15 protein-coding genes are annotated in these 23,477 nt (G+C 59.2%); 10 read left to right on the forward strand and 5 right to left on the reverse strand.

Features of this window, described 5'->3' with window-relative positions; translation table 11 throughout:
* Positions 1-46 precede the first annotated feature (46 nt).
* From AD669_RS12070 to AD669_RS12085, 4 genes are all read left to right on the forward strand, one after another.
* A complete protein-coding gene (locus tag AD669_RS12070) occupies positions 47-3,133 on the forward strand; it encodes an autotransporter serine protease (protein ID WP_053119969.1) in 3,087 nt (1,028 codons plus the stop codon).
* A 55-nt stretch (positions 3,134-3,188) separates the two neighbouring features.
* Positions 3,189-4,877 (forward strand): polyurethanase, encoded by a 1,689-nt coding sequence (locus AD669_RS12075; protein WP_053119971.1) that lies wholly within the window; start codon positions 3,189-3,191, stop codon positions 4,875-4,877.
* A gap of 214 nt (positions 4,878-5,091) precedes the next feature.
* Entirely contained in the window at positions 5,092-6,945 is a 1,854-nt protein-coding gene (locus AD669_RS12080) for a polyurethanase (RefSeq protein WP_053119973.1), read from the forward strand.
* 183 nt (positions 6,946-7,128) lie between these two features.
* Entirely contained in the window at positions 7,129-7,503 is a 375-nt protein-coding gene (locus tag AD669_RS12085; RefSeq protein ID WP_053119975.1) for a hypothetical protein, read from the forward strand.
* Between the two features lie 115 nt (positions 7,504-7,618).
* On the opposite strand, the gene AD669_RS12090 is transcribed toward AD669_RS12085, so the two are convergent.
* Positions 7,619-7,843 (reverse strand): YgdI/YgdR family lipoprotein, encoded by a 225-nt coding sequence (locus AD669_RS12090; protein ID WP_053119977.1) that lies wholly within the window; start codon positions 7,841-7,843, stop codon positions 7,619-7,621.
* Positions 7,844-8,038: 195 nt separating this feature from the next.
* Between AD669_RS12090 and AD669_RS12095 the strand changes: the two genes are divergently transcribed.
* From AD669_RS12095 to AD669_RS12115, 5 genes are all read left to right on the forward strand, one after another.
* Positions 8,039-9,691: a VRR-NUC domain-containing protein gene (locus AD669_RS12095; RefSeq protein ID WP_053119979.1), complete on the forward strand. Its 1,653-nt coding sequence runs from the start codon at positions 8,039-8,041 to the stop codon at positions 9,689-9,691.
* Positions 9,688-11,955 carry an ATP-dependent DNA helicase gene (locus AD669_RS12100; RefSeq protein WP_053119981.1) on the forward strand — a complete coding sequence of 756 codons (2,268 nt, stop codon included), beginning with the start codon at positions 9,688-9,690 and terminating at the stop codon, positions 11,953-11,955. Before AD669_RS12095 ends, AD669_RS12100 begins: the two co-directional genes overlap by 4 nt.
* Positions 11,956-12,116: 161 nt before the next feature.
* Positions 12,117-13,025 (forward strand): zeta toxin family protein, encoded by a 909-nt coding sequence (locus AD669_RS12105; protein ID WP_053119983.1) that lies wholly within the window; start codon positions 12,117-12,119, stop codon positions 13,023-13,025.
* A gap of 97 nt (positions 13,026-13,122) precedes the next feature.
* Positions 13,123-15,042: a PAS domain-containing sensor histidine kinase gene (locus AD669_RS12110; protein WP_053119985.1), complete on the forward strand. Its 1,920-nt coding sequence runs from the start codon at positions 13,123-13,125 to the stop codon at positions 15,040-15,042.
* Between the two features lie 74 nt (positions 15,043-15,116).
* Positions 15,117-15,653: a hypothetical protein gene (locus AD669_RS12115; RefSeq protein ID WP_053119988.1), complete on the forward strand. Its 537-nt coding sequence runs from the start codon at positions 15,117-15,119 to the stop codon at positions 15,651-15,653.
* Positions 15,654-15,928: 275 nt separating this feature from the next.
* On the opposite strand, the gene AD669_RS12120 is transcribed toward AD669_RS12115, so the two are convergent.
* The 4 genes from AD669_RS12120 to AD669_RS12135 all read right to left on the reverse strand — a co-directional run bounded on the left by AD669_RS12120 (position 15,929) and on the right by AD669_RS12135 (position 20,115).
* The gene (locus AD669_RS12120) at positions 15,929-16,225 is read right to left on the reverse strand and encodes a hypothetical protein (protein WP_053119990.1); all 297 of its coding nucleotides are present in this window, start codon (positions 16,223-16,225) and stop codon (positions 15,929-15,931) included.
* A 187-nt stretch (positions 16,226-16,412) separates the two neighbouring features.
* Complete coding sequence (locus AD669_RS12125; RefSeq protein WP_053119992.1) at positions 16,413-17,756, reverse strand: sodium:proton antiporter; 1,344 nt, start codon at positions 17,754-17,756, stop codon at positions 16,413-16,415.
* Between the two features lie 169 nt (positions 17,757-17,925).
* Positions 17,926-18,783: a glucose 1-dehydrogenase gene (locus AD669_RS12130; RefSeq protein ID WP_053119994.1), complete on the reverse strand. Its 858-nt coding sequence runs from the start codon at positions 18,781-18,783 to the stop codon at positions 17,926-17,928.
* 183 nt (positions 18,784-18,966) lie between these two features.
* A complete protein-coding gene (locus AD669_RS12135; RefSeq protein WP_053119996.1) occupies positions 18,967-20,115 on the reverse strand; it encodes a MalY/PatB family protein in 1,149 nt (382 codons plus the stop codon).
* 288 nt (positions 20,116-20,403) lie between these two features.
* Between AD669_RS12135 and fdnG the strand changes: the two genes are divergently transcribed.
* Positions 20,404-23,469 carry a formate dehydrogenase-N subunit alpha gene (gene fdnG / locus AD669_RS12145; protein ID WP_156316141.1) on the forward strand — a complete coding sequence of 1,022 codons (3,066 nt, stop codon included), beginning with the start codon at positions 20,404-20,406 and terminating at the stop codon, positions 23,467-23,469.
* The last annotated feature ends 8 nt before the right edge of the window (positions 23,470-23,477 follow it).

The raw sequence follows: 23,477 nt of genomic DNA on the forward strand, positions 1-23,477 counted from the left end.
ACAACGATACGGATTTTTTCGCAACATCACTAAGGAAGGTCGCTGGATGAATAACAACAATACACCCGCGCAATCGGGTGGCCGTTTTGCCTTGAAAACCCTGAATCTCGCGGTGCTCTGCGCACTCACCACCTGGGGCAGCGCACACGCCGCGCCTTACGTCGAGAGTGGTCGCACGGGCGATCCTTCCAGTTGGCGCAGCGCCGAATTCAAAGCCGATTGGGGCCTGGGCGCGATCGGTGCCGATCACGCTTACGCCGCTGGCTACACCGGCAAAGGCGTGAAACTGGGGATCTTCGATCAACCGGTGTACGCCGCGCACCCGGAGTTTTCCGGCAGCAACAAAGTCGTGACGCTGGTCACCAGCGGCATCCGCGAATACACCGACCCATACATCCCGGTGAAGGCCGGCGATGCGTTTCGTTATGACGGTTCGCCCTCGGTCGGTTCCGATGGCAAGCTCGGCGCCCACGGTACCCACGTCGGCGGTATCGCGGCGGGCAGTCGTGACGGCGGGCCAATGCACGGTGTGGCGTTCGCCGCGCAAATCATCAGCGCCGACAACGGTGATCCGGGCCCGGAAGATGGCATCGTCCGTGGCAATGACGGCGCGGTGTACAAGGCCGGTTGGGATGCACTGATCGCCAGCGGCGCGCGGATCATCAACAACAGCTGGGGCATCGGCATCACCGACCGTTTCGACCTCGGCGGCCGCGACCCGGCGTACCCGCATTTCACCGTCAACGACGCGCAAGTGCAGTTCAACGAAATCCGCACATTGCTCGGCACCAAACCCGGCGGCGCGTATGACGGCGCCATCGCCGCCGCGCGCAGTGGCATCGTCACCATTTTCGCTGCCGGCAACGACTACAACCTCAACAACCCCGACGCCATCGCCGGCCTCGGCTATTTCGTGCCTGAGATCGCGCCGAACTGGATCACCGTCGCCGCGCTGCAACAGAACCCGGATCTGGCCAGCGCCAATCCGTACATCATCAGTACGTTCTCGTCGCGTTGCGGCTACACCGCGAGTTTCTGCGTGTCAGCGCCGGGCACGAAAATCTTCAGCTCGATCATCGAAGGCACCAACGCCGATAACTTGACCACCAGCTATAAAAATTACAACGGCACCTCGATGGCCGCGCCGCACGTCGCCGGTTCCATGGCGGTGCTGATGGAGCGTTTTCCGTACATGACCGGCGATCAGGTCGCGACGGTACTGCGCACCACCGCCACCGACCTCGGCGCACCGGGCATCGACGCCTTGTACGGCTGGGGCATGATCAACCTGCGCAAGGGTATCGACGGCCCGTCGATGTTCGTCACCGAGCAGGACATCCCCGAGGAATTCCGCGTCAATGGCGCCTACGGTTCCGGTCAGTTTGTCGCGGATTTGCCGGGCATCGGCGCGATCATCGACCAGGGCAAACCGACCGAGCGCGTGTGCAACGACATCACCTGCGGTCTCGACACCTGGCGCAACGATATCTCCGGTCACGGTGGCCTGACCAAGCAAGGCATCGGCACCCTGGTGCTGACCGGCAACAACAGCTACAGCGGCCCAACGCTGGTCAATCAGGGCCGACTGGCAATCAACGGTTCGCTGGCCTCTGAAGTCACCGTGAACGACAGCGGCATCCTCGGCGGCAACGGTCGCATCGGCGCGCTGACCGCGAAAAGCGGCGGCACCGTGGCGCCGGGCAATTCCATCGGCACGCTGAACGTGGCGGGTGACGTGACCTTCGAACGCGGTTCGACCTACGCGGTGGAAGTCTCGCCGACCAGCAGCGACCGCATCGTTGCCGGCGGCGCCGCACAAATCGACGGCGCGACCGTCGCACTGTCGCTGGAAAACAGCCCGACATTGCTGACTACCAGCGAAGTGAAAAGCCTGCTCGGCACGCAATACAACATCCTCCAGGCAGCGGGCGGTGTGTCCGGCCAGTTCGGCCAGGTGTTGCCGAACTATGCGTTCCTCGGCGGTACGCTGGACTATTCGGCAAACGGCGTACAGCTGGAGGTTGGCCGCAATGGCGCGTCGTTCGCCAGCGTCGGTCTGACGCCGAATCAGCGTTCAGTCGCGGCGGCGGCGGATCGTCTCGGTGCCGGCAATGCGCTGTTCGAAACCCTGCTGCTGTCGCCTGACGCGGCGTCGGCGCAACAGGCTTTCCAACAGTTGTCCGGCGAGATTCACCCGGCCATTGGCACCTTGCTGATCAACGACAGCCGTTACCTGCGCGAAGCGGTTGGCGAGCGTCTGCGTGAACGCGATCTGTTCAACGCCGATGCACCGAAAAGCGAGGGCAGCAACGCCTGGGTCAAGGTGTTGGGCTCGTGGGGCACCAGTGATGGCGGCAATAAATACGCGGATTCCACCAGCTCGATCGGTGGCTTGCTCGCCGGTGTCGATGGCTTGATTGCTGAAGATACCCGTCTCGGTTTCGTTACCGGTTATAGCGACAGTTCTTTGAGCATGGGCAGCGGCACGCATTCGTCGGCCTCGGTCGACAGCTACCACTTGGGTGCGTATCTGGGGCATGAAATCGATGCCCTGCGCCTGACCGTTGGCGGCGCTTACAGCTGGCACCGCATCGATGCGAAGCGTGATCTGCAAATCGGCGATGTCAGCGGCAAGCAGAAAACCAAACGCGATGCGACCACCGCGCAATTGTTCACAGAAGCCGCTTACGACCTGGGCTTGCAGCCGATGAACCTGGAACCGTTCGCCAATCTGTCCTACGTGCATCTCAACACCGACAGCTTCACCGAGAAGGGTGACGCGGCGGCGTTGAAGGGCGGTGAAGACAATCGCGACGTGGTGCTGTCGACCCTCGGCGTGCGCGCCAAGCGCAGCTTCGCCCTGTCGGATCAGCATCAACTGGAACTGGGTGCGAGCCTCGGCTGGCAGCACAACCTGAGCAGCGTTGACGCTGACAGCCACTTGGCTTTTGCCAACGGCAACAGCGCGTTCAACGTGCAGAGCGTGTCGATGGATCGTGATGCAGCGGTGGTCGGCGTGCGTGCAGGTCTGGCGCTCAATCGCGATGTGCGGGTGAATCTGGATTACAACGGGCTGATCGGTTCGAACGAGAAAGACCACGGTGTCGGCCTCACACTCGACTGGCAGTTCTAAAGCGTACCGGCAGCCTTGCGAAAGGCTGCCGGTTTAAAGGAAGAGAGAGCACAACATGGGATTGTTCGATTACAAAAAGGCCGATGGCAAAGCGTTGTACAGCGACGCCATCGCCCTGACGTTGTACGCCTACACCCCGACCGGCAAGCCTTTGCCGGCAACCGCGTGGGCGCCGGTCACTGAGACGGCGCTGGGTTATCAGGGCAAGGTCGGGCCGCAAGGCACATTCTTCGGTGAGCAGGATGGCTTCACCAGCGCCGAGGCGGAGGTGCTCGGCAAGTACGACGCGGCCGGCAAATTGATCGGCCTCGGCATTGCCTTTCGTGGTACCGGCGGGCTGGGTTACAGCGACACCTTCGGCGACATGAAAAACAATCTGCTGGCCGCTGTCGGGCCGTCGGATTATGCGAACAACTACGCGAAAAACGCTTTCGACAATCTGCTCAAGGCTGTCGCGACGTTCGCCATTGCCAACGGCATCGCTGCCAAGGACGTGCTGTTCAGCGGTCACAGCCTCGGCGGCCTCGGGGTCAACAGCGTCGCCGAGTTAAGCGCGAACAACTGGGGTGGGTTCTTCAAGGACGCCAACTACATCGCGTTTGCCTCGCCGACCCAGAGCAGCACCGGCAACAACGTGCTGAACATCGGTTACGAGAACGACCCGGTGTTCCGCGTGCTCGACGGCACCACGTTCAGCACGGCCTCGATGGGCAAACACGACAAACCGCACGATTCGACCACCGACAACATCGTCAACTTCAACGACAACTACGCCTCAACCGCGCAGAACCTGGTGCCGTTCAGCATCATCAATCCGCTGAGCTGGTCGGCGCATGGTTCGTTGGGTTATGCCGATGGCTTGAATCGGCTGATCGACTCGACGTTCTACAACCTGACGCATAAAGACTCGACGATCATCATATCCAATCTGGAGGAATCTTCGCGGGGCAAAACCTGGGTTGAGGACTTGGGCCGCAGCGGTGAACCGCACACTGGCAGCACTTTCATCATCGGCACGCAGAGCAACGACTGGTTAAAGGGCGGGGCGGGCAACGACTTCCTTGAAGGCTTGGGCGGTGACGACCATTTCCGCGATGACGGCGGCTTCAATATTTTGCTCGGCGGCCAAGGCCACAACACGTTCGAACTGCAGAAACCATTGCAAAACTTCAGCTTCGCCAATGATGGCGACGGCACGCTGTACGTGCGCGACGCCTACGGCGGTATCAGCATGACCCGCGACATCGGCGCGCTGGTGAGCAAGGAATCGGGTTCGTGGTGGGGCAGCAAGGAAATCACCTGGGGCGTCACGGCCAAGGGTTTGAGTAATGGCAACGAACTGACCCAGTACAACCATTCACTGAACGGCGATGGTTACGGCAATGCGCTACACGCCACGGCGGACGATGATTGGCTGTTTGGCTTGGGCGGCGATGACACGCTGATCAGCGACAAGGGCCACGTGACCTTCGTCGGTGGCGCTGGCAACGATGTGATGAATGCGATAGGTGGCAACAACACCTTCCTGTTCAGCGGTGCGTTTGGTTTTGATGCGATCAATGGCTATCAGGGCAGCGACAAACTGGTTTTCATGGGCGTCGAGGGCGCGGGGCAGGGTTATGACTACAAACAGCACGCGTCGCAGAGCGGCGGCGATACCGTGCTGAAGGTTGGCGACTTTGCCGTGACGTTGGTTGGGGTGGGAGTGGCTAACCTGTCGGACTCAGCGTTCGTCTTCGCCTAGACCCTGATCAATCCCTGTAGGAGCTGCCGAAGGCTGCGATCTTTTGATCTTAAAAACAAAATCAAAAGATCGCAGCCTTCGGCAGCTCCTACAGGGGGAGTGTGCGCGCATGTATTAAGAAGTGCTGTATCGAAATGCTCCGGGGCGGCCTGCGAGGGGCGCTCTGGCTGTGAGCTATCTCTGAACAATTCCAACAAAAAGAGAGGCAATGGCAATGGGTGTGTATGACTACAAAAACTTCGGCACAGCCGATTCCAAGGCGCTGTTCAGCGACGCCATGGCGATCACGCTGTATTCCTATCACAACCTCGATAACGGGTTTGCTGCCGGTTATCAGCACAATGGCTTCGGCCTCGGCTTGCCAGCCACACTGGTCACAGCGCTGATTGGCGGCACCGATTCACAAGGCGTCATCCCCGGCATTCCGTGGAACCCCGACTCGGAAAAAGCCGCCCTCGACGCGGTCAAACAAGCCGGTTGGACACCGATCCCCGCCTCGCAACTCGGCTACGAAGGCAAGACCGATGCGCGTGGCACCTTCTTCGGCGAGAAGGCCGGCTACACCAGCGCTCAGGTAGAAATTCTCGGCAAATATGACGCCCAAGGCCATCTCACCGAACTGGGCATTGCCTTTCGCGGCACCAGCGGGCCACGGGAAATCCTCATTGGCGATTCGATCGGCGACGCGATCAACGATCTGCTCGCGGCATTCGGCCCCAAGGATTACGCGAAAAACTACGTCGGCGAAGCCTTCGGCAATCTGCTCAATAACGTGGTGGCGTTCGCCAAGGCCAACGGCCTCAGCGGCAACGACGTACTGGTCAGCGGCCACAGCCTCGGCGGCCTCGCGGTCAACAGCATGGCCGATTTGAGCGGTGGCAAATGGGGCGGTTTCTTCGCCGATTCCAACTACATCGCTTACGCCTCGCCGACCCAGAGCAGCACCGACAAAGTGCTCAATGTCGGCTACGAAAACGACCCGGTATTCCGCGCCCTCGACGGCTCGACCTTCACCGGCGCCTCGGTCGGCGTGCATGACGCGCCGCACGCATCGACCACCGACAACATCGTCAGCTTCAACGATCACTACGCCTCGACCGCGTGGAATCTGCTGCCATTCTCGATCCTGAATATTCCGACGTGGATCTCACACCTGCCGACCGCGTATGGCGATGGCATGAACCGGGTGATTGAGTCGAAGTTCTACGACCTGACCAGCCGCGACTCGACGATCATCGTCGCCAACCTGTCCGACCCGGCTCGCGCCAACACCTGGGTGCAGGATCTTAATCGCAACGCCGAAACCCACAAGGGCATCACCTTCATCATCGGCAGTGACGGTAATGACCTGATCCAGGGCGGCAGCGGCAACGACTACCTGGAGGGACGCGCAGGCAACGACACGTTCCGTGACAGCGGTGGTTACAACGTCATCCTCGGCGGGCAGGGCAACAATTCACTGGATTTGCAGAACTCAGTGAAGAACTTCGACTTCGCCAACGACGGCGTGGGCAATCTGTACATCCGCGATGCACAGGGCGGGATCAGCATCACTCGCGACATCGGCACGATTCTGACTAAGGAACCGGGGTTTCTCTGGGGCGTGTTCAAGGATGATGTGAGCCACAGCGTCACGGCCAATGGCTTGAAAGCGGGCAGCAATGTCACGGCATACGAGTCGAGCGTGAAAGGCAGCAGTGGCGTCGACACGCTCAAGGCGCACGCCAGTGGTGACTGGTTATTTGGGCTGGATGGCAACGATCACCTGATTGGCGGGACCGGCAACGACGTGTTTGTCGGCGGCGCAGGTAATGACCTGATGGAATCGGGAGGCGGGGCGGATACATTCCTGTTCAACGGCGCGTTCGGGCAGGATCGGGTGGTGGGTTATTCGTCGAATGACAAACTGGTGTTTCTCGGTGTGCAGGGTGTTTTGCCGGCGGATGGCTTCCGTGCGCATGCCTCCAGTGTCGGGCAGGACACGGTGCTGACGTTTGGCAACGACTCGGTAACGTTGGTGGGCGTGGCGCTGAATAGCCTGAATGCCGACGGTATCGTGATCGCCTGATTCGTTAGGGCTATCCCAAAACCTGTGGAGAGGGGATAAATCCCCTCTCCACAATGAATGGTGTATGTGACTGATCAGCCTGTTTCTGACTCAAACCCCTGCAAAAACAGGAAATGCGGCCTAAAGCCAGCACGTGCACACACGTTCTACAGCTAGCTGCCATTGAGTACAGGAGATTCAAACGTGAAAGGTTTCAAGGGGTATATCGGTTTCGTCGGGCTGGCGCTGTGTTCGGCCAACGTCTGCGCCGATCTGCCTCAAAGCTCGATTTTGAGCCGCTACGGCATTACCACCGACCAACTGCCGAACCCGGTGAAGACTGCCGAGGACAAACCGGTCGAAGAGAAAAGCCGCTTTCAGATCCAGCCCGAACAACCGTTCGTGACGATCCGTCTGGGTGACGGCAAGCAGCCGCCAACCACCGGCAATCTGAGCATCGACCGCATGGCGCAACAGGATCTGCAGCGTTGCCAGCGTTTGCAGGGCGAAGTGGTCAAGCGCGGCGGGACGTACATGAGTTGCGACAACAGCATCCCCGGCATGGCAACTCCCGAGTAATGACCGTTCCCACGCTCTGCGTGGGAATGCATCCCGGGACGCTCCGCGTCCCTTCCAGAGCCGAACGCGGAGCGTCCGTTGCGGCATTCCCACGCCGAGCGTGGGAACGATAGAGCTAGTCCTCCTTGCGCACGGTCGCCACTTCATCGGCGCGCACTTTCACCTTCGCCCCGGAAATATCCTCGAACTCGTAGAAGCCATCCTTGGTTTCGGTCTTCGGCATGTCCTTGGTCAAATACTGGGTGCCGTTCTGCAACGTGACCACGGTCTGGGTCGAGCAACCGCCCAATGCCAACAGGGCGGCAACCGCCAATGGAAGGCCCAGCGTCTTGATGTTCATAGCCACCTCAAACTCCTCATGCGATGTAGTACCGATCATTGTCGGTGTTCTAACGCGGTTGGTGTCATCGCACCGTGAAAAGTTCGATGTTCACGGATAAAAAATGCCATTGATCTTTTTCCGTTTGCACGGGGTAGGGCTGAGCTGGTATCTGTACGCATAACCAGTGCTCGCTCGCCATGGCCCTGAATTCCCGTGACTGCCAATCCCCTCGACGATCCGTTTTATTACCTCAACAACTTCCGGCAAGTGCTTGATTGGCTTGAGCTTCGCTATGCCGATGTGATGAGCGAAGCGGAGCACGCCTTTATCCGCGACTTCAATGCGCTGCCGCGAGCGTCGCAGGGTCTGCTGGTGCGGATGGTGATGCGCAAGGGCATTCATTTTCGTGCGGGAAAACTGACTTACGCCGAAATCGGCGACATCGCTACAGCCGCACAGCCGTTATTGGCGCGCGGCTGGCTCGACGAGCAGGCACCGTTGGCGATCGCAGAGCTCTTTGATGTGTTGCTCAAGGCTGAAATCCTGCAGGCTTTCGGTGACTGTATTGATCGACCCAAGGGCCGCAAGGATGAATGGCTGCCTTTGCTGGCAGAACAGTTCGATACGCCGCGAACCCTCTGCGACTGGGCGCCGTCTCTGAATGATCGCCTGTTCAGCCTGACCATCATGGATCTGTGCGATCGCCTGCGCCTGATGTTCTTCGGCAACCTTTATCAGGATTGGTCGGAATTCGTCCTGGCTGATCTCGGCATCTTTACTTACGAAAAAGTCGAATTCTGCGCCGATTCCCGAGGCCTGCGCAGCCGCGCGGACGTCGACGCCTGCCTGTTCCTGCACAATTGCCAGTTGCGTTTCGAAGCCGGTGAACCGCTGGAAACTATCTTTGAGCAGGTCAGCGCGCTGCACTTCGACAACCCTTGGCTGCAACGACGGCGCGGCAAAGTGCTGTTCCAGATCGGCCAGTATTGCGAGCGCATCACCGAGTTTGCCCTGGCCCTGAGCATCTACCGTGACTGCGACTATCCCGGTGCACGGCTGCGGATGATCCGCGTGCTGGAGCGCAGCGCCGAATACGCGCTGGCGCTGGAGTTGGCGTTATTGGCCGAACAAGCCCCGGAAAGCGCCGCTGAGCAGCAAGGTCTGCAACGCATCATGCCGAGGATGCGACGCAAACTCGGCGGCCCGCCGCTCAAGCGCGCAACGGCAAAACCCGTGGAGCGTCTGGATTTGCACCTGCCACGCAACGATCCGGCGCTGTCGGTGGAGTTTTACGTGCAGGCGCATCTGCACGACGACGAGGGCCCGGTGCATTACGTCGAGAACAGTCTGATCAACTCGCTGTTCGGCTTGCTCTGCTGGCCGGCGATTTTCGCGCCGTTGCCCGGGGCGTTTTTTCACCCGTTCCAGCGCGGCCCGGTCGATCTGCTCAATGAAGATTTCCAGCAACGTCGCACCGAACTGTTCCAGGCCTGCTTCGCCGAACTTGATGATGGCCGTTATGCCGACACCATTCGTCAACGGTTCGTGGATAAATGGGGCGTGCAGTCGCCGTTTGTGTTCTGGGGTGCGCTGAACGAGGACTTGCTGGAACAGGCGCTGGCCTGCTTGCCCGCGGAGCACCTCAAACACTGGTTCAATCGTTTGCTGCTCGACATCAAGGCCAATCGCGCCGGCATGCCCGACCTGATCCAGTTCTGGCCGCAGCACAAAACCTACCGAATGATCGAAGTCAAAGGCCCCGGCGACCGCTTGCAGGACAACCAGTTGCGCTGGCTGGAGTTCTGCCACCAGCACCAGATGCCGGTTGCCGTGTGTTACGTGCAATGGGCGGAGCAGAGCGCTTGAGCTACAGCATTGCCGTGCGGGCACTGTGCGAGTTCACCGCCAAGACCGGCGACCTCGACTTGCGCTTCACGCCGTCACCCACCGCGCTGGAAGGCATCGCCGGCCACCGCACCGTAGCCTCGCGGCGCAGCGACAATTACCAAAGTGAAGTGGCGCTGGAAGGCGAATTCCTGCAGTTGAAGGTGAAGGGCAGGGCGGACGGCTACGACCCGGCGCAGAACTGCCTCGAAGAAGTCAAAACTTACCGTGGCGACCTGAGCAAACAACCGGCCAATCACCGCCAGTTGCACTGGGCGCAGGCGAAAATCTACGGCTGGTTGATGTGCCGCAAACTGGATTTGCAGAAGATCAATCTGGCGCTGGTGTATTTCGACATCGTCAGCGAAAAGGAAACCTGTCTGGTTGAGGCGTTCAGCGTCGACACCTTGCGCGAGTTCTTTGAGCAGCAATGCCGCTTGTTTCTGTACTGGGCTGAGCAGGAAATGGCGCACCGCGAGGCGCGCAATCTGGCGGCGCAGCAGTTGCGCTTTCCCCATGCGGATTTTCGTCCCGGTCAACGGCATCTGGCCGAATCGGTGTTCAAGGCTATCAGCACCGGTCGTTGCCTGATGGCCCAAGCACCCACTGGCATTGGCAAAACCCTCGGTACACTGTTCCCGATGCTCAAGGCGCTGGCGCCGCAGCAACTGGACAAGGTGTTCTTCCTGACCGCTAAAACCCCCGGGCGCAAACTGGCGCTGGACGCCAGTCAGGTGTTGTTCGATCAATCGCCGACATTGCCGTTGCGTGTGCTGGAAATGGTTGCCCGGGACAAGGCTTGCGTACACCCGGACAAAGCCTGTCACGGCGAATCCTGCCCGTTGGCGCAAGGGTTTTATGATCGTCTGCCCGCCGCCCGTCAAGCCGCCAGCCGCATCAATCTGCTCGATCAAGCCGCCATGCGTGAAGTCGCCGCGCAACATTCGGTGTGCCCGTATTACTTGAGTCAGGAAATGGCCCGCTGGGTGGACGTGGTCGTCGCCGACTACAACTATTACTTCGACTTCAGCGCGCTGCTGTTCGGTCTCGCCCAGCTCAATCAATGGAAAGTCGCGGTATTGGCCGATGAGGCGCACAACCTGGTCGAACGTGGCCGGCAGATGTACAGCGCCAGCCTCGATCAATTCGTCTTGGGCAGCGTGCGCAAAACCGCCCCCGAAGCGCTGAAAAAATCGCTGCAAAGGGTCAACCGTGAATGGAACGCGCTGCATGCGCCGCAACTGGCGGCGTATCAGGCCTACGACAAAGCTCCGGAAAAATTGCTGCAAGCGATCTCTCTGTGTTGCGCGGCGATCGGTGATTACCTCAACGATCACCCGCAAGGGCTCGACAGCGCGTTGCAGAACTTCTATTTCGATTTACTGCAGTTTGGCCGGGTGGCCGAACTGTACGACGAGCATTACCTGTTCGACATCAGCAAGCGCGACCTCGACCGCAAACGACCGCTGTCACAGCTGTGTTTGCGTAACGTGGTGCCTGCTGCGTTCATTGGCCCGCGCCTGAAGTCTGCGCGCAGCAGCGTGTTGTTCTCCGCGACCCTCAGCCCACGGCGTTATTACGCCGACCTGCTCGGCACGCCGGCTGATACGGTGTGGATCGACGTTGAATCACCGTTCAGCGCCGAGCAATTGCAGGTGCAGATCATCAGTCGCATCTCGACCCGCTTCAATCACCGGCAGGCATCACTGGAGCCGATTGTCGAACTGATTGCGCGCCAGTTCAGCGAGCGTCCGGGTAACTATCTGGCGTTTTTCAGCAGCTTCGATTATCTGCAACAGGTGGCAACGTTGCTCGCCGAACGGCACCCGCAGATCACCCTGTGGCAGCAATCGCGGGGCATGGCCGAAGGGCAGCGGCAGGCGTTTCTTGATCAGTTCACAGCAGACAGCCAAGGCGTCGGATTCGCGGTGTTGGGTGGAGCATTTGGCGAGGGTATCGACCTGCCGGGCGCGCGGTTGATCGGTGCGTTCATCGCGACGCTGGGGCTGGCGCAGCTCAACCCGGTCAACGAACAGTTGAAACTGCGCATGGCAGCGATTTTCGGCGCCGGTTATGACTACACCTATCTGTTCCCGGGTGTGCAGAAGGTGGTGCAGGCGGCGGGCCGGGTGATCCGCACTCGCCAGGATCGCGGTGTGGTGATGTTGATCGATGACCGCTTTGCCGAGAGCCGGATCAAGCAGCTACTGCCGAAATGGTGGGCACTACAGCATTCGCCTGGCTGATTGTTTTGGAGGCCGTTTCTGATAGCGCTGTAGGAAATTTTTCCTTTTAAAAGCAATGACATATCCCGTATTGAAGCCGTGTTTGATGGTTTCGCAAAAGCAGACTTTATTGATAAGACCGCTCAAGCGGTTCAGCCCATTATCGATAAGGACATCGACCCATGACCATTAACGCCATCTACCGCTATACCCCGGAACAACTCAGTGCCGCTCTCAGCGATATCACTGGAACGTTGTTCGCCGGAATCACGCCTGACACCCGACCCAAACTATTGATCACCGCCGGCGTACAAAGCTCGGGCAAGACCTGGCTGCTGGAAAAAACCTTGTTGCCATCCGGCAACTACAAAAACCACGTGCGCCTGTATTTGCCGGAATACCGCAGCAAACACCCGCAGTATCAAGAGATGCTCAAGCACGGCGTACTACACGCCTATGAGCACAGCGAAACGTTCATTCGCGAGCTGTGCGGCAAGATCTTCGAAAAAGCCTTCACTGAGAAACTCAACATCATCATGGAATGCGCCTTCGACTCGATCGACTTTGCAGCGCTGCCTGCCATCGCCGTCAACGCGGGATATCAATTGGAGGTGCACATCGTCGCGTGCAATCAGCCTTTTGCATTTTTGTCCGGCTTCAAACGGGCCTTCAAAAGCCTGGAAACGCAGGAAGTCGAACGATTTGTCCGGCCCTCGGAACTCAAAGCCAGTCTGGCAACGGCGCATGCAGTAGTGTTTGCACTTGAGGCAGCGGCAAAGTTGTCGGATGGCTCGCAAATCCTTTTATACGAACGTGGAATGGGGGCTCTGCAAGATCGCGTGTTGCGTGCACGCAGCCTTTACAGCAGGAACGAGCAGGGCGTACTGAACGTGACCACGCCGAATGAGCCTTATAGCTATGCGGAGTACCAGCGCATCAGCAGTGCTTCAATCAGTGGCAATATGGAACGCGACGAATTTATAAAGGCGTGCCACCGGATGCTGCTGCAGACCCGGCAATACGCCGAGCAGATCCCTGACTATGTGTACGACGCGCTCTATTCACGCATTCTCAAGTACGTGCAGCGTTGAATGACCAAATCCTTGCGAGGTTTAACCGACATGCGCTTCCCAAACCGCCGGTTTGACGCATACTCCTCCAATACCAAATGTGCTTGAGTCGTACCTGATGATCAAAAACACCAAGACCGCTGCGATCGAAGAAATGCGTTTCAGGCTTTTGATCGATGCAGTGGTCGACTACGCGATCTACATGATCGACCCGGACGGCATCATCACCAGCTGGAACTCCGGCGCCAAACGTTTCAAGGGCTACGAAGAAGCCGAGATTCTCGGTGAGCACTTTTCCCGCTTCTATACCGCCGACGACCGCGCCGCCGGGTTGCCGCAGCGGGCGCTCGACACGGCGATTCGTGAAGGGCGCTTCGAGGGCGAAGGTTGGCGGGTACGCAAGGATGGCACCAATTTCTGGTCGCACGTGGTGATCGATCCGATCATCGACCCCAATGGCCAGCTGCTGGGGTTCGCCAAAATCACCCGCGACCTGACCGACCGTAAGATGGCCGAGGAAACCCTCAGACGCAGCGAACAGCAGTTCCGCATGCTGGTGCAGGGCGTGACCGATTACGCAATCTACATGCTCAGCCCCGAAGGTCGGGTCAGCAACTGGAACCAGGGTGCACAGCGGATCAAAGGCTATCTGCCTGAAGAAATCATCGGTCAGCATTTTTCGGTTTTTTATACGCCAGAAGACCGTGCGGCCGGCGAACCACAACGGGCGTTGGCGATTGCCACCCATGAAGGTCGCTTCGAAAACCGTAGCTGGCGGGTACGCAAGGACGGCACGCGGTTTCTCGCGCACGTGGTGGTCGATGCCATTCGCGGTGAAACCGGCACGCTGCTCGGCTTTGCCAAGATCACCCGTGATGTCACCGAAGCCCATAAAGCCCAACAAGATCTGGAAAAAACCCGCGAAGCCTTGTTCCAGGCGCAGAAGATGCAGGCTATCGGCCAACTCAGTGGCGGCATCGCTCATGACTTCAACAACCTGCTGACGGTGATTCTCGGCAACCTCGAGCTTGTCCAGAAGCGCATTGGCGATGATCCGAAACTCACCCGGTTGCTGGAAAACGCCACCCAAGGCGCACTTCGCGGCGTGTCGCTGACCCAGCGCATGCTGGCGTTCGCTCGTCGTCAGGAACTCAAGACCGAGGCGGTCGATATTCCGCAACTGGTGCAAGGCATCACCGGGCTGCTGCGCAGTTCCTTGGGGCCGAACATCAAAATCGAGACACGCTTCCCCCTCGAACTTGATCGCGTATTGGCTGACACCAATCAGCTGGAACTGGCGATCCTCAATCTGGCGACCAATGCCCGTGATGCCATGCCCGACGGCGGTAGCGTCATTATCAAAGCTGAACACGAAGTGGTGCTGGAACAAGCTCAGCATGCGTTGGCGGCCGGTCACTACGTGTGCCTGAGCCTCACCGACACGGGCGCCGGCATGGATGCCAACACCCTGGCATCGGCCAAGGATCCGTTCTTCACCACCAAAGGCCTGGGCAAAGGCACCGGGCTGGGCTTGTCGATGGTGCATGGCTTTATTGAGCAACTGGGCGGGCGTTTCGTTCTTAAAAGCGAACCGGGGCAGGGCACCACGGCTGAACTCTGGTTGCCAGTGGCGACCCATGCGGACATTGCCAGTCCGTTGCCGGTCATTGAACCCGTCAGTTCAGTGCCACGCTTGAGCGTATTGGTGGTGGACGACGACAGTCTGGTACTGACCAGCACGGTGTTGCTGCTCGAAGACCTTGGCCACCGGGTGCTGAGCGTCACCTCCGGTGCTCAGGCGTTGAACCTGTTCGATCAGGGTGAAGTGATCGATCTGATGATCACCGACATGGCCATGCCGCACATGAGCGGCGCGCAACTGGCCCACGCCGTACGGTTGTTGAAACCGGATCTGCCGATCATCCTCGCCACCGGTTACGCCGAGCGTCTGGAGGGTTTTGCGGCACAACTGCCGCGTTTGCCGAAACCGTTCACGCAACTCAATCTGCTGGAGGTCATTGCCCAATCAATGAAATGACCCGTCGGGAGATCCGCCTGAACTTGTCCGCTGTGGAGTTCTTCTAACTGTTTTCCACTCCGGAGCGTGCGTCCTTGTCTCGCATACTGACTCATCCAACTGCTGAAGAAACCCTGACCGAACACGACGCAAAAATGTTTGGCTCGCCCAAGGAGCGGCTGGATTTTTACCGTCGGGAAATACAGTACGAAACCAGCATTCTGGCCAACCGTACTGACGCTTATCTGGCGGCGCAATCGTTTCTGGTGATCGCTTTTGCTTCGTGCATGGCCAATCTCAACCCGGAGTGGGGCAAGTTGTTCACCTTGGTGGTGCCACCGTTTCTGGCATTGCTCGGGCTGCTTAGCTCGCTCAACGCCTGGCCAGGGATTCGGGCGGCGTACGACATTATTGATCACTGGCACTTCAAGCAGAGTCACTTGCTGCACAGTGAACCGGTGATGGGGTTGGCGTATGACGAGTCGCCGCTGTTCAGTGAGATGGAGTCGACTCACAAGGGGTACCGAAAGTCGCTGCTGTTTTCGGTGCGTACGCCGTGGATTTTTGCGGTTTTCTGGATAGTGTTGGGGAGTTATGCGGTGTTTATTCAGGTGACTAATCCTGGGGGATGATGCATAGCAAAAAGCCCGACTGAAATGGCCGGGCATTCCTTCCTTGCTCGTTTGGGGTAGGAGGTGTGCTTCAGATCGATCCCCTCACCCCAGCCCTCTCCCAGAGGGAGAGGGGGCCGACCTTGGAGTCTTACGAGATGCATCGACCTGAAAGATCCAGTCGATTATGGATTCAGTAAAGCAGTGTCAGGTCGACAAAAAATCAAGAGCATCCCCGGGTCAGTCCCCTCTCCCTCCGGGAGAGGGCTAGGGTGAGGGGCTTTTGACCTACAGCCTCAAGCCACCGTCTCAAGCTCCCGACGCAACCCCGCCGAATTCTGCGAAGACATCGGAATCGGCGGGAAGTCCTCGTTCAGCACGCACAGATGATCAATCGCGTCTTCAAACATAAAATCGGCTTTCTTGCGCAAGGCTCGATAGTGCTCAAACTGTTCGAAATCCATATTTTCCACTTCCAGCAACGCATTCGCCGCCCGATTCAGCGCGTGGGCGTTTTCGAAGAGTTGACGATTGCGTTCCAGAGCCAGTGCTCTGCAAGCCTTGATTTGCGCAGGAGTCGAGCATTCTTTCATGACCGTAACCTTATTCTTCGGGGTTCCTTTTCTCAGGCCCTCAAGCCGCAGGGGAACCGAACCTGCCGGGCCCCGTCGGACTCATCCGGCGGGGGGTTATGCTTGTGACTGTCGAAAATCGGGCAGGGATCCATTTTTTTTCAAAAGAATATTCGATGGATCTTCATGGAAAACCTGTAAGGAAAAATCAGCTTTTTTGTTTTTTTCGCTGTTCGTAGCGCGCCAGGATCGGTTGCGTGCTGATGCCGTGTAGCAGAATGCTCAGCGCAACCACCGACAGCGTGAGATCCGTGCACAGCGTCGCCACCGAATCCGTCAGCCCATGGTTCAGCGCATAAAACAGATAAAACAGACTGCCGATCCCGCGGATGCCAAACCAGCCGATCAACAATCGTTGCCTGCCTTCAAGCAACGATCCCCAGGGCATCAAAGCCACACAGGCCGGACGGATCACACAAAACAACACGGCACCGACCAGTAATGCCCGCCAGTCCCAATGGGCGATCAACACGACGCCGAGCAGAGTCACCAAAAACACTTCCATGGCCCGTTCGACCAGACCGCCAAACGAAAGCATGTCGCCCATCATGATGCCGGCAGCCACCTGGCTGCTTTCCAGCCGCTCGGTATCGCCATGCACCGCGTACTGCGGCTCGATGTTCTGGTGGCCCACCACCGGTTGCACCAGATGCTCGGCGGGCGGCTGACCGGCACCGGTGGATTTCACTTCGATCTGGCGCAGGCCCAAGCCCGCTGCGAACACCGACAGAAAGCCGTAGCCGCCGATGGCTTCCGCCACCACGTAGGCGAGGGCGATCAGCGCTAGCGCGAGGTAATCATTGGGGCTCAAGGTGCTGTCGTCATTACGGATGCGCAGTGACAACGTGACGCGTCCGATACCGCGCCCCATCCAATAACCGGTCAAGAGTCCCGCGGGCACGGCCCACAGCACATTGCGCAAGACCCAACCCTGCCACTCGGCGAAGGTGCCTTCGCCATGGATCAACAGCAGTCCGAGAATCACAAACGGGAACGCGATCCCGTCATTCAAACCCGCCTCACCGGACAGGCCGTAGCGCACGCTGTCGACGTCCCGCGCATCGTTGACTTGCACCAGCGCCGCCAGCACCGGGTCGGTCGGCGCCAGGATCGCACCAATCAGCAGCGACGGCCCCCACGGCAATTGCAGCGCCCAATGCAACAGCAGACAAACCCCGATGATGGTCACCACCATCACCGGCCCAGCCAGTCCAAAAGCGATTCGCCAACGCTTGTCACGCAGCGGCAATCGCAATTTCAACCCGCAGACAAACAGCGAAAAGAGTACCGCGACTTCCGTCAGGTGCTCCATCCACAGCGAGGTTTCTTCCAGAGGCAGTTTCAGCAGGCCCAAGCCACTGGGGCCGATACCGATCCCCAGCAGCAAACACACCGCTGACGTCGTGACCGGCATCCATCGCAGGTACGACGAGGTCAGTGCCAGGGTCAACAACACGGCGCCGAGCACCGCGACCCACACGATAAAACTCATGTTGTGCCGCCTCCGAATGTTCCATATGACGGCAATCGCACCGCATTCTTTTGGTAGCTGCCATATCACTGTAGGAGCTGCCGCAGGCTGCGATCTTTTGATCTTGAAAAACACAAGCAAAAGATCGCAGCCTGCGGCAGCTCCTACAGTGACGCAAGGCCACAGGGTTTCAGAGCATCGGTTTGCCGCCGGTGACGCCGTAGCGCTGACCGGTGATGTAACTGGCTTCATCCGAGGCCAGCAGCACATAAATAGGCGCTACTTCGACCGGTTGGCCTGGGCGGCCAAGCGGGGTTTGCGCACCAAAGTTCTGCACTTCTTCGTCGGGCATGGTCGAGACAATCAGCGGCGTCCAGATCGGCCCCGGCGCCACGCAGTTCACGCGAATTTCCTGCGGCCCGAGCATCTGCGCCAGACCGCCGGTGAAATTGGCAATCGCGCCTTTGGTGGTGGCATAGGCGAGCAGGCTGGGTTTGGGCATGTCCGAGTTGATCGAGCTGGTATTGATGATCGACGAGCCGGCGCGCATGTGTTTGAGCGCCGCCTGGCACAGGCGGAAAATCGCCGTGATATTCACGTCAAAGGTCATCACCCATTCTTCGTCGGGGATTTCCTCGAAGGTTTCGTGGGTCATCTGAAACGCGGCGTTGTTGACCAGCACGTCGATGCGGCCGAAGCGTTCGACGGTTTTATCGACCAAGGCCTGGCAGTGGGATTTCTGCGCGAGATCGCCCGGCAGCAAGAGGCACTGGCGCCCGGCCTGTTCGACCCAGCGTGCGGTTTCCTTGGCGTCTTCGTGTTCGTTCAGATAAGCGACCGCAACGTCTGCGCCTTCACGGGCAAAGGCAATCGCCACGGCGCGACCGATGCCGCTGTCGGCGCCAGTGATCAGGGCAATTTTGCCGGCCAGGCGTCCAGAGCCGACGTAGCTTTGTTCGCCACAATCGGGATAAGGCTGCATTTTGCTTTGCGAACCGGGGACGGCTTGGGCTTGTTTGGCAAAGGGAGGTTTTGGATAGTCGGTCATCGCGGGTCTCCGAGGTCTCATGGCAGGTATGGGTGGTTGACCCGGGGTGTTTGCCGTGAGTTCGATCGGATTTCCATACCCCCCCCCTGTAGGAGCTGCCGCAGGCTGCGATCTTTTGATCTTGATCTTAAAAAACCAGATCAAAAGATCGCAGCCTGCGGCAGCTCCTCCAGGGGAATGGTGTCAGCGGTTAGCCAAAGCACGCTCCATCCGCGCAATGCCTTCTTCCAGCAATGAGCGTGGGCAGCCGAAGTTCAGGCGCACGAACTGTTGGTGCTGATCGCCAAAGTCCAGACCGGCGCTGAGGCCAACCTTGGCTTGCTCAAGGAAGAACTGCTGCGGGTTGGCCAGATCCAGCGCCGAGCAATCCAGCCACGCCAGATAAGTCCCTTGCGGCACATTAATCGTCACGCCCGGCAAACGGCTGCGCACCGCATCTACCAGATAATCACGGTTGGCCTGCAGATAGGTTTTCAGCTCGGCCAGCCACGGCGCGCCTTCGCTGTACGCCACGCGGGTCGCTTCCATGCCCAACGGGTTGACGCTGTCGACCATGCCGCAGCGGGCGTGGTTGACGCGTTCGCGCAGGGCGGCGTCTTGAATGATCATGAACGAAGTCTTCAGGCCGGCGATGTTGTAAGCCTTGCTCGCCGACATCAGGGTGATGGTGCGCTGGGCAATTTCCGGGCTCAGCGAGGCGGTCGGAATGTGTACGCGGCCGTCGAAGCACAGTTCGGCGTGAATCTCATCGGAGATGATCCACGCGTCCTGCGCCACGCAAATATCGGCCACGGCTTGCAGCTCTTCGCGGCCGAACACTTTGCCCAACGGGTTGTGCGGGTTGCTCAGCAGCAGCGCGCCGCCACCGGTCAGTGCGTCACGCAGCACGTCCAGCGGGGTTAAATAGGAGCCGTCCGCCTGAGCATTGAATTCCAGCTCGACCTTGTTCAACCCCCAATGCCCCGGCGCATGGCGCAGCGGCGGGTAGTTCGGCACTTGCACCACAACGTTCTGCTGCGGCTGCACCAGCGCTTTCAACGCCATGTTGAAACCGGATTCAACGCCCGGCAGGAAGATCAGCTCTTGCGGTTTGACCTTCCAGGCGAACTTGGCCCAGAGGTCGGCGACGATGGCTTCGCGCAGGCTGTCCTGAGCAACGCTGTAACCCACCAGCGGGTGCAGCAAGCGCTGTTGCAGCGCCTCGATGACTACCGGCGGCGCGGCGAAATCCATGTCAGCAACCCACATCGGCAACACGTCGGCCGGGTAGCGGCTCCACTTGGTGCTGCCGGTGTTGTGGCGGTCGAATAGCTGATCAAAATCGAATGTCATGCGCGGTCTCGTGAAGGCGGGTTGTTCATGGGCGCCATGATAAACCCTCAACCCCTGTAGGAGCTGCCGAAGGCTGCGATCTTTTGATCTTGTTTTTTACAAGCAAAGTCAAAAGATCGCAGCCTTCGGCAGTTCCTACAAAGGCTCTGCAGCCTCCGACGGTCGGTTTTCACACAGAACGTATGGTCTTTGTCTACAGTGAAAAGGTCGGCAGACGTTTGCCGCAACCGTGTTTGTCCAGATAAAACCCGGCACAAGTACCGGGTTCCACCTGATCAGGAGTGCACGATGGATCTCAGCCGTCGTCAGTTCTTCAAGGTCGCCGGTATCGGCCTTGCAGGCTCGAGCCTGGGCGCGTTGGGCATGGCCCCGACGCTGGCCTTCGCCGAGCAGGTGCGCCACTTCAAGCTTGCCCACACCCATGAAACCCGCAACACCTGCCCGTATTGCTCGGTCGGCTGCGGTTTGATCATGTACAGCCAGGGCGATGCTGCGAAGAACGTTGCGCAAAACATCATTCACATCGAGGGCGACGCTGACCACCCGGTCAACCGCGGCACTCTCTGCCCGAAAGGCGCAGGCCTGCTCGACTTCATTCACAGCCCCGGCCGTTTGCTTTACCCGCAAACGCGCAAACCGGGCAGCAGTGAATGGACGCGGATCAGTTGGGACGAAGCGCTCGATCGCATCGTCGACCTGATGAAGACCGACCGCGACGCCAACTTCATCGAACAAAATGCCACTGGGCAAACGGTGAATCGCTGGCTGAGCACCGGTTTTCTTGCGGCGTCGGCGGCGTCCAACGAAGCCGGTTACATCACCCAGAAGGTGATTCGCAGTCTCGGCATGCTGGGGTTCGATAACCAGGCGCGTGTCTGACACGGCCCGACGGTGGCAAGTCTTGCCCCGACGTACGGCCGTGGTGCCATGACCAATACCTGGACTGATATCGCCAACGCGAATCTGATCCTGGTGATGGGTGGCAACGCAGCAGAAGCGCATCCGTGCGGCTTCAAATGGGTGACCGAGGCCAAAGCGCACAACGCTGCGCGGCTGATTGTGGTTGATCCGCGTTTTACCCGAACCGCTTCGGTGGCCGACTATTACGCGCCGATCCGCACCGGCACCGACATCGCCTTCATGGGCGGGCTGATCAATTACCTGCTGACCGAGGACAAAATCCAGCACGAGTACGTGCGCAATTACACCGACGTCTCGTTCATCGTCAAAGAAGGCTACGGCTTCGAAGACGGCATCTTCAGCGGCTACGACGTCGCCAAGCGCAGCTACACCGACAAGTCCGGTTGGGGTTACGAGATGGGTGATGACGGCTTTGCCAAAGTCGATCCGACCCTGCAACACCCGCGCTGCGTCTATCAATTGATGAAGGTGCATTACAGCCGCTACAACATCGACCTCGCCAGCCAGATCTGTGGCATGCCGGTCGACGCCATGCAGAAAATCTGGGACGAAATCGCCACCTGCTCGATTCCGGGCAAGACCATGACGATTCTCTACGCCCTTGGCTGGACGCAGCACTCGATCGGCGCGCAGATCATCCGCAGCGCGGCGATGGTGCAACTGCTGCTGGGCAACGTCGGCATGCCCGGCGGCGGCGTCAACGCCTTGCGCGGGCACTCCAACATTCAGGGCCTGACCGACCTTGGCTTGCTCTCCAATGCACTGCCGGGCTATCTGACATTGGCCAGCGACAGCGAGCAGGACTACGGTCAGTTCATCCATAAACGCACGCAAGTTCCGCTGCGCCCGGGGCAACTGTCTTACTGGCAGAACTACAGCAAATTCCACGTCAGCCTGATGAAGTCGTGGTACGGCGCCAACGCCACTGCCGAAAACAATTGGTGCTACGACCATTTGCCGAAACTCGACATCCCCAACTACGACGTCTTGAAAATGTTCGACCTGATGAGCCAGGGCAAGGTCAACGGCTACTTCTGCCAGGGCTTCAATCCGATCGCCGCGCTGCCGGACAAAAACCGCGTGATGGGCGCATTGGCGAAACTGAAATGGCTGGTGGTGATGGATCCGCTGGCCACCGAGACCTCGGAGTTCTGGCACAACGTCGGGCCGTACAACGATGTGAAAAGCGCGGAGATCCAGACCGAAGTCATTCGCCTGCCGACCACGTGTTTTGCCGAAGAGGACGGCTCGCTGGTCAACAGCAGCCGCTGGTTGCAATGGCACTGGAAAGGCGCTGATGGCCCGGGCGAAGCGCAGACCGACATTCGCATCATGGCCGAACTGTTCCTGCGCCTGCGTAAGCGCTATCAGGCCGAGGGTGGCAAATTCCCTGATCCGCTGTTGAAACTGACGTGGCCGTACAAGATCCCCGACGAGCCTTCGCCGGAAGAACTGGCCAAGGAAATCAACGGCAGCGCCGTGGCTGACTTCACCGATGCCACGGGCGCGGCGGTCAAGGCCGGCTCGCAGTTGTCGGGGTTCGGCTTGCTCAAGGATGACGGCAGCACCGCATCCGGCTGCTGGATTTTCGCCGGTAGCTGGACCGAGGCCGGCAATCAGATGGCGCGGCGCGACAACGCCGATCCGTATGGCATGCACCAGCATTTGGGCTGGGCGTGGGCGTGGCCGGCGAATCGGCGGATTCTCTACAACCGCGCTTCGGCAGATGTCTCGGGTAAACCGTGGGATTCAAAAAAACGTCTGGTCTGGTGGAACGGCAAAGCCTGGGGCGGCACCGACGTGCCGGACTACAAGGCCGACGTGCCACCAGAAGCCGGGATGAACCCGTTCATCATGAACCCCGAAGGCGTGGCGCGATTCTTCGCCGTCGACAAGATGAATGAAGGGCCATTCCCCGAGCACTATGAGCCATTCGAAACGCCGATCGGCATCAACCCGCTGCACCCGCAAAACAAGAAAGCCACCAGCAACCCGGCGGCGCGGATCTTCGATTCGGTCTGGGAAACCCTCGGCGAGGCCAAGGACTTCCCGTACGCCGGCACCAGTTACCGGTTGACCGAGCATTTCCACTTTTGGAGCAAGCACTGCAAGTTGAACGCGATTGCCCAACCCGAGCAGTTCGTGGAAATCGGCGAAGTGTTGGCGAAAGAGAAGGGCATTGCTGCCGGCGATCGCGTGCGGGTCAGTTGCAAACGCGGCTTTATCGAAGCGGTGGCGGTGGTGACGAAGAGGATCCGGCCGCTGCAGGTCAACGGCCAGGTCGTGCATCAGATCGGCATCCCGCTGCACTGGGGTTTCACCGGCCTGACGCGTCACGGTTACCTGACCAACACCCTGGTGCCGTTCCTCGGCGATGGCAACACACAGACCCCGGAATCCAAGTCATTCCTGGTCAACGTGGAGAAGCTCTGATGGAGAAT

Origin of the sequence: Pseudomonas sp. P1.31 (assembly GCF_001269815.1) — a bacterium.
Taxonomy (GTDB): Bacteria; Pseudomonadota; Gammaproteobacteria; order Pseudomonadales; family Pseudomonadaceae; genus Aquipseudomonas; species Aquipseudomonas rustica.